The sequence below is a fragment of the Oerskovia sp. NPDC060287 genome, from assembly GCF_042726775.1.
Lineage (GTDB): Bacteria > Actinomycetota > Actinomycetes > Actinomycetales > Cellulomonadaceae > Oerskovia > Oerskovia merdavium.
In genome coordinates this window covers 34650-48047 of record NZ_JBHXBO010000002.1, presented here as the reverse complement: position 1 = coordinate 48047, position 13398 = coordinate 34650, and the positions used below count along the sequence as shown (strand labels likewise).

Sequence of the window (13398 nt, the reverse complement as noted above, 5' to 3'; positions counted from 1 at the left end):
CCTCCCCGCCGCGGCCGCGGACGGGTCCTGCCCGACCGGACCGGCCGTCTCGTAACACGCGCTTAACGGCGTGACCGACCCTGCGAAACAGCCGCTTCCTAGCGTGTGAGCACTGGATACCGAGGTGTATACACCCCGGTCCACCTGTGCTCCGGACCGACCGGAGACCGTCCTCACGGGGGTCCTCATGTTCGACACGCTGCTGGTCGCCAACCGGGGCGAGATCGCCGTCCGGATCATCCGGGGGGCGCAGGGCCTCGGTCTGAAGACCGTGGCCGTCTACTCCGACGCCGACCGCGACGCACCGCACGTCCGGCTCGCCGACGCCGCGGTCCACCTGGGGCCCGCTCCCGCCGCGCAGAGCTACCTCGACGTCGAGCGCGTGCTGGGCGCGGCCGCGGAGTCCGGCGCCGGTGCGGTGCACCCCGGCTACGGCTTCCTGTCCGAGAACGCGGCGTTCGCAGCCGCGGTCGAGGCGCGCGGGATGGCTTTCGTCGGTCCGACCCCCGAGCACCTGCGGGTGTTCGGCGACAAGGCCTCGGCCCGGGAGGCCGCCGCGCGCAGCGGGGTCCCGCTCGTCGCCGGCAGCGGAGTGCTCGACGGCGTCGAGGACGCCCTGGCGCAGGCCGGGCGCATCGGGTACCCCGTGATGCTCAAGGCCGTCGGCGGGGGCGGCGGGATCGGGATGCACGCGTGCCACGGGCCCGCCGACCTGACCGACGCCTACCTGCGCGTCGAGCGGCTCGCGGCGTCGAGCTTCGGGTCGGCGGGACTGTTCCTCGAACGGTTCGTCACGCGGGCCCGGCACCTCGAGGTCCAGCTCTTCGGCGACGGGAGGGGCAGGGTCGTGAGCCTCGGCGACCGCGACTGCTCGCTCCAGCGCCGCCACCAGAAGGTCGTCGAGGAGGCCCCCGCGCCAGGGCTCGACGACGCGCTGCGCGAGCGGCTGCACACCTCGGCGCGCCGCCTCGCGGCCTCGGTGGGCTACCGCTCGGCGGGCACGGTCGAGTACGTCTACGACGTCGAGCGCGAGGAGCTCTCGTTCCTCGAGGTCAACACCCGTCTCCAGGTCGAGCACCCGGTGACCGAGGCCGTCACCGGGGTCGACCTCGTCGCCTGGATGCTCCGCCTCGCGGGCGGCGAGGACGACCTCCTCGACGGCGTGCCCGACGAGGGCCCGACCCGCACGGGGCACGCGGTCGAGGCGCGCGTCTACGCCGAGGACCCGCGCCGGGGCTACCGGCCGAGCGCAGGTCTGCTCACGCACGTCACTCTCCCCGAGGACGAGCCGGTCATCCGGGTCGACACCTGGGTCGAGGCCGGCCAGGAGGTCACCTCGCACTACGACCCGCTGCTCGCCAAGGTGATCGGGCACGGGGCGGACCGCGAGGCGGCGCTCGACGCCCTGGCCGCGGCGCTCGCGGGCTCGCGGCTCGTGGGCCTGCAGACCAACCTGCCGCTCCTGCGCAGCGCGCTCGACGACGCCGTGGTGCGCGCGGGCGAGCACACGACCGGGACCCTCGCGTCGGTCGTCGACGACGAGCCGTGGATCGAGGTCCTGGCCCCCGGCGTCATGACGACCGTCCAGGACTGGCCCGGGCGCGTGGGGCACTGGGACGTCGGGATCTCGCCCTCGGGCCCCATGGACGACCTGTCGTTCCGGCTCGGCAACCTGGTGCTGGGGAACGGTGAGGGAGCGCCCGGGCTCGAGTGCACCCTCACGGGGCCGCGGCTGCGCTTCTCGCACGGCGCGACCGTGTGCGTGACGGGGGCCGACACGCTCGTCACGGTCGACGGGGAGCCCATGCCCCAGTGGGAGCCCGTGGTCCTCGCCGCAGGCTCCGTGCTCGAGGTCGGGGCCCCGCTCGACGCAGGGCTGCGCACCTACGTCTTGATCGCCGGAGGCCTCGACGTCCCCGACTACCTGGGCTCGGCCTCGACGTTCACGCTCGGCGGGTTCGGCGGGTACACCGGTCGGGCCCTCGTCCTCGGTGACGTGCTGGTCCCGGGGGAGGCCGAGGCGTCGACCGGGGCCGCGGCTCGCGCCGTGCCCGTGGCCGACCGCCCCGTCCTGGGGCACGCGTGGGAGGTCGCGGTCCAGGAGGGGCCCCAGCCGGCGCCCACCTACTTCACGCGGGGCGACATGGAGCTGATCTACGGCACCACCTGGGGCGTCCAGTCCCACGCGAACCGCACAGGGATCCGGCTCACCGGACCCGCGCCGACCTGGGCGCGCCCCGACGGCGGGGACGCGGGCCTGCACCCGTCGAACCTGCACGACAACCCCTACTCGGTCGGCGCGCTCAACGTCAGCGGCGACACGCCCATCCTGCTCGGCCCCGACGGACCCAGCCTCGGCGGCTTCGCGTGCCCGGTCACGGTCGTGGCGGCCGCCCGCTGGAAGCTCGGTCAGATCCGGCCGGGGGACACCGTCCGGTTCGTGCCGGTGACCCCGGCCGCCGCGGACGAGCTCCGTGGCTCCGACCGGCTGCGTGCGCAGCCCACCGTCTCACCCGGGTCCGTCCGGACGACGGGCGACGACGGCGTCCTGGCCACGTCGGGCGTGCGGCGAGGGACGCCGTCGCGAGACCGGCCCGAGGTCGTGTACCTGCGCGGAGGCGACGACAACGTGCTCGTGGAGTACGGCGAGCGGACGCTCGACCTGGGCCTGCGGATGCGCGTCCACGCGCTGTCCGAGGCGCTGCTCGCGCTGGGGCTCGCGGGTCTGGTCGACGTGACGCCGGGGGTCCGGAGCCTGCACCTGCACGTCGATCCGGACGTCCTGCCTGTCGGGCGGCTCGTCGGGATCCTGCAGGACCTCGAGGAGGACCTGCCCGCGACCGTGGACCTGCGCGTGCCCAGCCGCCGCATCCACCTGCCGCTGAGCTGGGACGACCCCTCGATCCAGGAGGCCGTCTCCCGGTACGCCGCGGGCGTCCGCCCCGAGGCTCCGTGGCTCCCGTCCAACATCGAGTTCATCCGGCGCATCAACGGCCTGGACACGGTCGAGGACGTGCGACAGGCGGTGTTCGACGCCGAGTACCTGGTGCTGGGCCTCGGCGACGTCTACCTGGGCGCGCCCCTCGCGGTGCCGCTCGACCCGCGCCACCGGCTCGTGACGACCAAGTACAACCCGGCCCGCACGTGGACCCCGTCGGACGCGGTCGGCCTCGGGGGCAAGTACCTGTGCGTGTACGGGATGGAGAGCCCCGGCGGGTACCAGCTCGTCGGCCGGACCGTGCCCATCTGGAGCGGGCACCGTCAGCGCGGCGTGTTCGAGCAGGGCAAGCCCTGGCTCCTGCGCTTCTTCGACCGGGTCGTGTGGCACCCCGTGAGCCCCGAGGAGCTGATCGAGCAGCGCGCCGACTTCGCGGCCGGGCGGCTCGACGTCGAGGTCGACGACGAGACGTTCGGCCTCCGCGAGCACCTCGACTTCCTCGCGGAGAACGCGGGGTCGATCGAGGCGTTCACCGCTCGCCAGGACGTCGCCTTCGCCGCCGAGCGCGCGGCCTGGGCGGCCTCGGGCGAGCTCGACCGGGGGAGCGAGGGCGAGGCTCCCGGACCGTCGACGGGGACCGGCGCGGCCGACGGCACGCTCGACGTCGACGTCCCCGACGGCCACCACGTGGTGCACGCCCCCATGGTCGCGAGCGTCTGGCGGCTCGAGGTCGAGGTCGACCAGGTGGTCGAGCAGGGGGACCCGCTGCTCGTGCTCGAGGCCATGAAGCTCGAGCTGCGGGTGACCGCGACGGGTGCCGGTCGCGTCGCCCGCCTCCTGGTCGAGCCCGGGCGGCTCGTCGGACCCGGGACGCCGCTGGTGCTCGTCGCCGACGCGTGAACGCGTCGCGCCCCCTACCTGCCGGCCAGCAGGTCCGGGGCGCCTCCCCAGCCCAGTCCCGCACGAACGACGGAGAGCCGAATGACGACCACGCACGACCACGCGACGACCGACGGGCGAGCGCTCACCCCTGACGGACCGGACGGCCCCGAGGGGTCGGCCGCCGACCTGGCGGCCGGTCACCCGGACGGCCGGGCGGACGGCCCCGCCGCGACGAGGGTCGCCGCGGCCTACGCACGCCTGCGCGAGGTCGACCGGCCCGAGGTGTGGATCACGGTCGTGGACGAGGCCGCGGCGCTCGCCGCCGCCCGCGAGGTCGACCGCCGGGCAGCAGCGGGCGAGGACCTGCCGCTCCACGGCACGGCGCTCGCGGTCAAGGACAACATCGACGTCCGGGGGCTCCCGACGACCGCCGCGTGCCCGTCGTTCGCCTCGGTGCCGGGGGCGAGCGCGACCGCGGTGCAGCGGCTCGTGGACGCCGGGTGCGTCGTGATCGGCAAGACGAACCTCGACCAGTTCGCGACGGGGCTCGTCGGGACGAGGAGCCCGTACGGCGCGGTCCGGCACGCGTCGCTGCCCGACCGCGTCTCGGGCGGTTCGAGCTCGGGCTCGGCCGTCGCCGTCGCGCTGGGGATCGTCGACGTCGCGCTGGGCACCGACACGGCCGGCTCCGGGCGCGTCCCGGCTGCCCTCCACGGGATCGTGGGCATCAAGTCGACGATCGGGCTCGTGCCCGTCACGGGGGTCGTCCCCGCGTGCCGGAGCTACGACGTCGTCACCACGTTCACGCGCGACGTCCGGCTCGGCGTGACCGCGACCGCGGTCATGGCCGGGCCGGACGGCACGGACCCGACCGCCCGGACGTGGCCCGTGGACGCCCGGGCCGCGCTGCGCGAGCGACCTGTCGTGGGGCTGCCCACGAGCGAGGGCCTCGCGGCGCTCCAGCCCGCATGGCGGGGTGCGTTCGAGAGCGTGCGCGGGCGGCTCGCGGCGATCGGTGCCGAGGTCGTCGAGGTCGACATCCGTCCGATGCTCGACGCCGCGAGGCTCCTCTACGACGGCGCGATCGTCGCGGAGCGGTTCGCCGCGGTCGGTGCGCACATCGAGGCCGGGGGGCCGGGGCTCGACCAGACGGTCGCGGCGATCATCCTGGGAGGCAAGGACATCCCCGCCGCGCGGTACGTCCAGGACCGCGAGACGCTCGAGCGTGCACGGGTCGCGACCCTCGCCGCGATGGCGGGGGTCGACCTCCTGGTCCTGCCCACCACGACCGAGCACCCCACGCTCGCGGCGGTCGCGGCGGAGCCGGTCGAGATCAACCGTCGCATGGGGACGTTCACCAACTTCGTGAACCTCCTGGACCTTGCGGCGGTCGCGGTCCCCGCGGGCGAGGCCGACGGCGGGCCGTTCGGGATCAGCGTCATCTCCCGGGCGTTCGACGACGCGTCGGCGCTCGACCTCGCCGAGCGGTTCGTCGCCGGGGGAGAGGTCGGGCTCGCGCCCGGGGGGCGGGGGGACGGCGGGCCACGGTTCGGGCCGCCGGTCCGGCGCCTCGCGGTGTTCGGGGCCCACCTGCGGGGCCAGCCGCTCAACGGACAGCTCCAGGACCTCGGGGCACGCTACGTGGGTCCCACGCGGACGAGCGACGCGTACCGGCTCGTGGCCCTGCCGACGACGCCGCCAAAGCCCGGGCTCGTCCGCGTGGCGCCGGGCGAGGGGGCGCCCGTCGAGGGCGAGGTCTGGGAGGTCACCGACGGGGCCCTCGGACGCTTCCTGGCCGACCTGCCCGCACCCATGACCCTGGGTCAGGTCGAGCTGGAGGACGGAGGGTCGGTCGTCGGGTTCGGGTGCTCGCACCGTGCCGCGGAGCAGGGGGTCGACATCACGCACCTGCGGTCGTGGCGGGCGTACCTGGAGGTGAGCGCCTCGGGGAAGGAGGTGCTCGCGCTCGACTGACCCTCGCGAGAAGGGGCGGGCCGTCCGGCCGGGGAGACCTGGCCGGGCGGCCCGCCGGTGTTCCCGGCGACGCCGGGGGCGGAGACGAAGGACCGGACAGGTCCCCAGAGCGTACGAGATGGCAGATCGTCATGATCTGTCCGTTCCTTGGACGCCCCGTTTCGGGCGCGCGAACTTTGTGCTTAGGTCTACCTCAGTGAGGAAAGGTTTACCTAACTCATTTGCCACACCACTCGATACACCTGGCTCTGGGGGGACCATGGGACTGCCGACGATCGCCGCCTACGACGGCCCGGCACCGCACGAGTACCCGAGCAACCGCGTGACCTGGCAGGTCGACCCTGCCCGTGCGGTGCTCCTCGTCCACGACATGCAGCAGTACTTCGTCGACGCGTTCGACCCGGCGTCGCCCGCCCTGCGGGACGCCGTCGGCAACATCTCCCGGCTCGCCGCGACGGCACGCGAGCTCGGCATCCCGGTCGTCCTGACCGCTCAACCGCCCGCGCAGCAGCCCGCCGACCGCGGCCTGCTCACCGACTTCTGGGGACCGGGCATCCCGGACGACGGCACCGACGTCGTGATCGACGCGCTCGCACCGCAGCCGGGGGACACCCTGCTGACCAAGTGGCGCTACGACGCGTTCGTCCGCACGGGCCTGCGCGACCTCCTGCGCGAGCAGGGGCGCGACCAGCTCGTCGTGACGGGCGTCTACGCCCACATCGGCTGCCTCGTCACGGCGTGCGACGCGTTCATGCACGACGTCCAGCCGTTCCTCGTCGGAGACGCCGTCGCGGACTTCTCGCTCGCCCACCACCGCCAGGCGCTCACCTGGGCCGCGGACCGGTGCGCGGTCGTCGCCACGACCGCGGACGTGCTGACGCACCTCGGGGCGCGCGTCCCCGCGGTGGCGGGGGCATGAGCACGCGCGTCGCCCTCGTGACCGGGGCCGCGGGCGGCATCGGGGCCGCGGTCATGCACGCGCTCGCGGCACAGGGGTACGTGGTGGTCGCGGCCGACCTCGACCGGCAGTCGGTGCCCACGCACCCGGCCGCGCCCACGCTCCCGACCGGTGCGCCCGGCACCTCGAGCACGGTCGTCCCGGTGCGCCTCGACGTGACCGACGAGCAGGACGTGGCTCGTCTCGTCCGCTGGGTCGAGGACGAGGTCGGCCCGCTCGAGGTACTCGTCAACGCCGCGGGCGTCCTGCGCCCGGGGGGCGTGACCGAGTCCTCCCTCGCGGACTGGCAGCGCATGCTGGCGGTCAACGCGACGGGCGTCTACCTGGTCTCGCGCGAGGTCGCGCGATGTCTGTCCTCGCGTCGGCGCGGCGCGATCGTCACGGTCGCCTCGAACGCCGCGGGGGTCCCGCGCGTCGGGATGGCCGCGTACGCGGCCTCGAAGGCCGCGGCGTCGAGCCTGACGCGGTCGCTCGGTCTCGAGCTCGCGCCGTACGGGGTCCGCTGCAACGTGGTCTCGCCGGGCTCGACCCGCACGCCCATGCTCGCGGCGCTCGCGGGGTCCCCGGGACCCGACGACGTCCCCGTCCTCGACGAGCCGGCCGAGGCCCGGGTCGTGGCCGGGACGCCGCAGGACTTCCGGCTCGGCATCCCGCTGGGTCGTCTCGCGGAGGTGCAGGACGTGGCCGCCGCGGTGGTCTTCCTGGCCTCGGACGCGGCCCGGCACATCACGGTGCACGAGCTCGTCGTCGACGGTGGCGCCACGCTCCGCTGACCGTCGCACCACCCACCCTCCCCCCGCGTCACCGCACGATCCCTCGCACGTCACCCTGCGGACGACCGCGCAGGCCTTCATGCACCCCATCGACACCGACGAGGACGCCTCATGACCGGCTTCACCGTGCTCGACGACCCGGCAGCTCACCCGACGACGCCCGCGGTCGCGCCCGACCCGGCGCACGCGCGCCCGCACCGCACCGCAGAAACCCCAGGAACCCCGGGCGCCCCGGACTCCGCGGCTCCCACCTGGACGCCCGACGACGGGGCCTCGCCCGGCCACGCCGAGTTCCGTTTCGCGTCGCCCCGGACGGGCCTGGTCGCGCACGGGGTCCGGGCGCGACTCGACGTGCCCTCGTGGGACGGTCCGGCCGTCGCGGCCGCCGCGCAGGAGCTGCTGGCCCGCGCGGCCGGGGCGCGGTGGGCCGGGGAGCCCGCGCCGATCCTCGTCGGCGCCATCCCGTTCGACCCCTCGCGCCCCGCGCACCTCGTGGTGCCGGCGCACCAGTCGTGGCACCCCGTGGTCTCGGCCGGTGCACCGACCGACCGCACGGCCGACGACCCGCGGCCCGTCGCCCGGCCCGAGCCCTCGCTGCCCGGACGCGACGACGCGGTCTTCCGCGCCGCCGTCGGGCGGGCCGTGTCCCGGCTCGAGGACGGCGTCGCCGACAAGGTCGTCCTGGCCCGCACTCTCGACGTGTCCGCCCCCGGGCCGCTCGACCGCGGCGCGGTGCGCGCGGCCGTGCGCCGGGCCAACCCGGACGCGTACGTGTTCGACGTCGAGCTGCCCGGCGACCAGGGGCACCTGGTCGGCGCGAGCCCCGAGCTCCTGGTCTCGGTGCGCGACGGCGTGCTCCACAGCCACCCCCTCGCGGGGTCGGCCCCGCGCTCGGCCGACCCCGACGAGGACCGCGCGACCGCGCAGCGGCTCCTGGCCTCGGAGAAGGACCTGCGCGAGCACGCGTTCGTGACCGACGCGATCCGTGAGGCGCTGCGCGCGTACGTCGCCCGCGAGGAGGACCTGGACGTGCCCGCGACCCCCGAGCTCGTCGCGACCTCGCACCTGTGGCACCTGGGCACGCCCGTCACGGCGCGCCTGACGCCCGGGACCTCGGTGCTCGACGTCGTGTACGCGCTGCACCCCACGCCCGCGGTCTGCGGGCACCCGCAGGGGGCGGCGCGCGAGCTCATCGGCTCGCTCGAACCGTTCGACCGCGGCTTCTACACGGGCCTCGTGGGCTGGGCGGACCAGGCCGGGAACGGCGAGTGGGCGATCGTGCTGCGCTGCGGCGTGGTGCGCGGCGCCGACGTGCGGCTGTTCGCGGGGGCGGGAGTCGTCGTCGGGTCCACGCCCGAGGGCGAGCACGCCGAGACCGCGGTGAAGTTCTCGACGCTGCTGTCCGCTCTCGGGGGTGTCTCGTGAGCGCAGTCCGCGCACGGCAGCCCGCGCGTCCGACGCCCTTGCTGCTCGACGGCGTGGTCCCGGTGCCGACCGAGACGGCCGACCGCTATCGCGCGGCCGGGTACTGGACCGACCAGACGCTCGGCTCGCTCGTGCGCGAGGCCGCGGCCACGTGGCCCGACGCGACCGCGCTCGTCGACGCCGCGCTCGTCGACGCCGCGCTCGTCGACGCCGCCGGCGTCGAGGGGACCCGTTCCCTCACGTACGCCGACCTCGACCGCGCGGCCGACGAGCTCGCGCACGGGTTCGCCGCGCTGGGGCTGCGCCGGGGCGACCGCGTCGTGGTCCAGCTCCCGAGCGCGTGCGAGCTCGTCGAGGTGCTCGTCGCGCTGGGCCGGTCGGGGATCGTGCCCGTCCTGGCGCTGCCCGCCCACCGGCGCACCGAGGTCGAGTACTTCGCGGCCCACACGGGCGCCGTCGCGCTCGTGTCGGCGGGCGTCGAGCAGGGCTTCGACCACGCGGCCCTGGCCCGCGAGGTCGGTGGTTCCGTCGCCTCGGTGCGGCACGTCGTGGTCGCGGGCGGCATGCCCGCAGCATCCGTCGTGCCCGGGCACGACGAGCAGGGCCCCTTCACGGTGCACACCCTCGACGACGTGCGCCGCGCGGACCTGACCGCTGCCCACGGCCCGTTCGAGGACGCGGCCCACCCGTCCGACGTCGTGCTCCTCCAGCTCTCGGGCGGGACCACCGGCACGCCCAAGCTCATCCCGCGCACGCACGCCGACTACCTGTACTCGGTGCGCGAGAGCGCTCGGATCTGCGGCCTCGGCCCGGACTCGGTCTACCTCGCGGCACTGCCCGTCGCCCACAACTACGGCCTCACGTCACCCGGCGTCCTCGGCGTTCTGCACGCGGGCGGCACCGTCGTCCTGTCCCCGCACGGCGCGCCCGACGTCGCGTTCGGCCTGATCGAGCGGCACCGGATCACGCACGTGGCCCTGGTGCCGCCGCTCGCGCACGTCTGGGCGGCCTCGCCGCTCGTCGCGGCGCACGACCTGTCCTCGCTCGAGGTCCTCCAGGTCGGGGGAGCCAAGCTCGGCACGAGCGCGGCCGGACGCCTGATCGAGGTGTTCGGGGACACGCTCCAGCAGGTCTTCGGCATGGCCGAGGGGCTCGTCTGCTACACCCGGCCGGGCGACCCGCGCGAGGTCGTCGTCGGGACGCAGGGGCGGCCCGTCTCGCCCGCCGACGAGGTCCTTGTCGTGGACGACGACGACCGCCCGGTGCCGCCCGGCGAACCCGGGCACCTGCTGACCCGCGGCCCGTACACGATCCGCGGCTACTACCGGGCCCCCGAGCACGACGCCCGCTCGTTCACGGCCGACGGCTTCTACCGGACCGGCGACCTCGTGACGCGCGACGCCGACGGCTACCTCACGGTCGTGGGCCGGGCCAAGGAGCAGATCAACCGCGGGGGAGAGAAGATCGCGCCCGCCGAGGTCGAGAACCACCTGCGGGCCCACCCCGGCGTGCTCGACGCGAGCGTCGTCGGCGAGCCCGACGAGTACCTGGGCGAGCGCGCGGTCGCGCGCGTCGTGCCGCGCACCGGGGTGGTGGCGCCCACCGGTCCCGCGCTGCGCCGGTTCCTGCGCGAGCGCGGCATCGCGGCCTACAAGGTCCCCGACCGCTTCGAGACCGTCGAGGCGCTCGCCACCACCGCGGTCGGCAAGGTCGACCGCGCCCACCCGGCCGCCGCACCCGCGGCTCCCGCCGACCCTGAACCCCGCACCCAGCCGTGGAGCCCGCGATGAGCAACCCTTCCCGCACGCAGGACCCCCGCCGTCCTGGTCACGAGGTCGACGTCGACCTCCTGGGCCTGGGGTTCGGCCCCTCCAACATGGCCCTCGCGATCGCGATCGAGGAGCACAACGCCGCGGCCGACGAGCCGCTGCGCGCGGTCTTCCACGAGCGCCAGGCGACCTCGCGATGGCACCACGGGATGCTCTTCGAGGACGCCCACATGCAGGTCGCGTTCGCCAAGGACCTCGTGACGCTGCGCAACCCCACGAGCGACTACTCGTTCCTCGCGTTCCTGCACGAGCAGGAACGGCTCGTCGACTTCCTCAACCGGGGCAGCCTCACCCCCCTGCGTGTCGAGTTCGCGGCGTACCTGCGGTGGGCCGCGGCCCGGCTCGCCGGGGTCACGCGCTACGGGTCCACGGTCGAGACGGTGGTCCCGGTGCGCGACGGCGGACGCGTCGTCGCGTTCGACGTCACGGTCGCGGGGGCGCAGGGCCGCAGCACGACGAGGGCCCGCGACGTCGTGGTCGCCGCGGGACTCCAGGCGCGCCTCCCGTCCGGGGTCGTCGAGTCGGACCGCGTGTGGCACAACCAGCGCTACCTCGACCGGGTCGCGCTCGTCGACCACGACGTGCGGCGCGCCGTGGTCGTCGGCGCCGGGCAGAGCGCGGCCGAGATCATGCTCGACCTCTACGACCGGTTCCCCGACGCCGAGGTCCGCTCGGTGTCGCGACGTTACGGGTTCTCGCCCTCGGACTCGACGCCCTACGCCAACTCGGTGTTCGACCCGGGCGCGGTCGACGTCTTCTACGACGCACCGCCCGCGGGCCGCGCCCAGCTCATGGCGCACCACCGCAACACCAACTACTCGGTCGTGGCCGAGGAGACCATCCGCGCGCTGCACGAGCACGAGTACCGCGACCGGTGGCTCGGGCGCGAGCGCCTGCACTGGCACCGCTGCACCGAGGTGCTCGACGTGCGCGACGCAGCAGATCGCCCGGCGGGCGGACCCGAGGTCGGGTCCGTGTCGCTCACGCTCGCCGAGAACCTCACGGGGACCACGGTCGCCCTGGACGCCGACCTCGTGGTCCTCGCGACGGGCTACCGCCCGCTGGACCCCACGACGCTGCTCGGCGGCTCGCTGGACGGCGAGGGGCCGGGGGCCGAGCCCTCGCGGGGGGCCGCGGGCTCCGGCCGGGGGGCCGCAGGACTCCTGGGCCGCGACGCCGACGGCGCCCTGGACCTGTACCGCGACCACCGCGTGCGGCTGACCGAGCCCGCCGACGCGGGCCTCTACCTCGTGGGCCAGTCCGAGCACTCGCACGGGCTCTCCTCGACCCTGCTCTCGACGCTCGGCGTGCGCGCCGGCGAGGTGCTCGCCTCGGTGCTCGCGCGTCGCGCCGGCTCGGGCGACGCGACCACGACCACCCTGCCCGACGGCGCCGCCGCCCAGGCGCCCGTCACCCCGGGCGAGGCGCCCGACGCAGCCCGCGCGACGTCGTCGGGCGCTGCGGGCACCGCGCTCCCCGTGGCCGCGCGATGAGCCTCACCACCGCCGGTCTTCGTGTCGGCTACGGCCGGCGCGACGTGCTCCAGGGCGTCGACCTCGAGATCCTCGAGGGCGAGCTCACCGTGATCGTGGGCCCCAACGGCTGCGGCAAGTCGACCCTGCTGCTCGCGCTCGCGCGCATCCTGCGGCCCAGTGCGGGGACGGTCGAGCTCGACGGGCGCGTGGTCACCTCGATGCCGCCGCGCGAGGTCGCGCGCCGCCTGGCGTTCCTGCCGCAGGCCCCGCTCGGGCCCGACGGCATCCGTGTCCGCGACCTGGTCGCGCGCGGCCGGCACCCGCACCAGGGCTTCCTGCGCGCGCTCTCTGCCGAGGACCACCGGGTGGTCGACGAGGTGCTGCTCGCGACCGACACGCTCGACCTGTCGACCCGCCGCGTGAGCGAGCTGTCGGGCGGGCAGCGCCAGCGCGTGTGGATCGCCATGGCGCTCGCGCAGGAGACCTCGCTGCTGCTGCTCGACGAGCCCACGACGTTCCTCGACGTCGCGCACCAGATCGACGTCCTCGACACGTGCGCACGCCTGCACCACGAGGGCCGCACCGTCGTGGCCGTGCTGCACGACCTCAACCTCGCGGTCCGGTACGCGACGCAGCTCGTCCTCATGAAGGACGGCGCGGTCGTGGCCCAGGGACGCCCTCAGGACGTGCTGACGACCGAGCTCGTCGAGCAGGTGTTCGGGATCCGCGCCCACCTCGTCGCGGACCCCGAGGGCTGGCCGCTCGTGGTCCCCGTCCGCTCGGACGTCCTGGCCCGGCGGGCCGGGCCCCGCACGCCGGAGCACCAGCCCTCCCCGACCACCCCGACCGAAGGACCCTCATGACCGCGACCACCCGCCCCCCGGTCCCCACGCGCGAGCAGGCGCTCGCGGACCTCGTCGACGTCCTGGGCGTGGGCGGCTCGGCCGCCCACGAGATCGGCCTCGACGACGACCTGACCGACCACGGCCTGGACTCGGTGCGGCTCATGGCGCTGCTCGAGCGCTGGCGCGCCGCGGGCTGGCCCGTCGAGTTCGCCCAGGTCGCGGTCGAGCCCACGCTGCGCGGCGCACTGCGCGCGCTGGGCGTGCCGACCCCCTGACCTGCGGGCCCGCGTCACGTGCGG

Annotated in this window: 9 protein-coding genes; all 9 read left to right on the top strand. The window is 75.3% G+C overall.

Going from position 1 to position 13398, the window contains the following annotated elements; genetic code table 11:
- The first annotated feature begins 187 nt into the window (after positions 1 to 187).
- The 9 genes from uca (at position 188) to ACFWFR_RS00300 (ending at position 13374) form a co-directional block, all read left to right on the top strand.
- A complete protein-coding gene (gene uca / locus ACFWFR_RS00340) occupies positions 188 to 3838 on the top strand; it encodes an urea carboxylase (protein ID WP_377620410.1) in 3651 nt (1216 codons plus the stop codon).
- Between the two features lie 81 nt (positions 3839 to 3919).
- The gene (gene atzF, locus ACFWFR_RS00335; RefSeq protein ID WP_377620409.1) at positions 3920 to 5794 is read left to right on the top strand and encodes an allophanate hydrolase; all 1875 of its coding nucleotides are present in this window, start codon (positions 3920 to 3922) and stop codon (positions 5792 to 5794) included.
- A gap of 259 nt (positions 5795 to 6053) precedes the next feature.
- A complete protein-coding gene (locus ACFWFR_RS00330) occupies positions 6054 to 6713 on the top strand; it encodes an isochorismatase family protein (protein WP_377620407.1) in 660 nt (219 codons plus the stop codon).
- Positions 6710 to 7525, top strand: coding sequence for a 2,3-dihydro-2,3-dihydroxybenzoate dehydrogenase (locus tag ACFWFR_RS00325; protein WP_377620405.1), 816 nt, complete (start codon positions 6710 to 6712; stop codon positions 7523 to 7525). The genes ACFWFR_RS00330 and ACFWFR_RS00325 overlap by 4 nt, the downstream gene beginning before the upstream one ends.
- Before the next feature lie 111 nt (positions 7526 to 7636).
- Positions 7637 to 8950, top strand: coding sequence for an isochorismate synthase MenF (locus ACFWFR_RS00320; RefSeq protein WP_377620403.1), 1314 nt, complete (start codon positions 7637 to 7639; stop codon positions 8948 to 8950).
- Positions 8947 to 10740, top strand: a complete 1794-nt coding sequence (locus ACFWFR_RS00315; protein ID WP_377620401.1) for a (2,3-dihydroxybenzoyl)adenylate synthase — start codon at positions 8947 to 8949, stop codon at positions 10738 to 10740. Before ACFWFR_RS00320 ends, ACFWFR_RS00315 begins: the two co-directional genes overlap by 4 nt.
- Positions 10737 to 12272 carry a lysine N(6)-hydroxylase/L-ornithine N(5)-oxygenase family protein gene (locus ACFWFR_RS00310; RefSeq protein ID WP_377620400.1) on the top strand — a complete coding sequence of 512 codons (1536 nt, stop codon included), beginning with the start codon at positions 10737 to 10739 and terminating at the stop codon, positions 12270 to 12272. Before ACFWFR_RS00315 ends, ACFWFR_RS00310 begins: the two co-directional genes overlap by 4 nt.
- Positions 12269 to 13117, top strand: a complete 849-nt coding sequence (locus ACFWFR_RS00305; protein WP_377620399.1) for an ABC transporter ATP-binding protein — start codon at positions 12269 to 12271, stop codon at positions 13115 to 13117. Before ACFWFR_RS00310 ends, ACFWFR_RS00305 begins: the two co-directional genes overlap by 4 nt.
- The gene (locus ACFWFR_RS00300) at positions 13114 to 13374 is read left to right on the top strand and encodes a phosphopantetheine-binding protein (protein WP_056645318.1); all 261 of its coding nucleotides are present in this window, start codon (positions 13114 to 13116) and stop codon (positions 13372 to 13374) included. Before ACFWFR_RS00305 ends, ACFWFR_RS00300 begins: the two co-directional genes overlap by 4 nt.
- Positions 13375 to 13398: the final 24 nt, after the last annotated feature.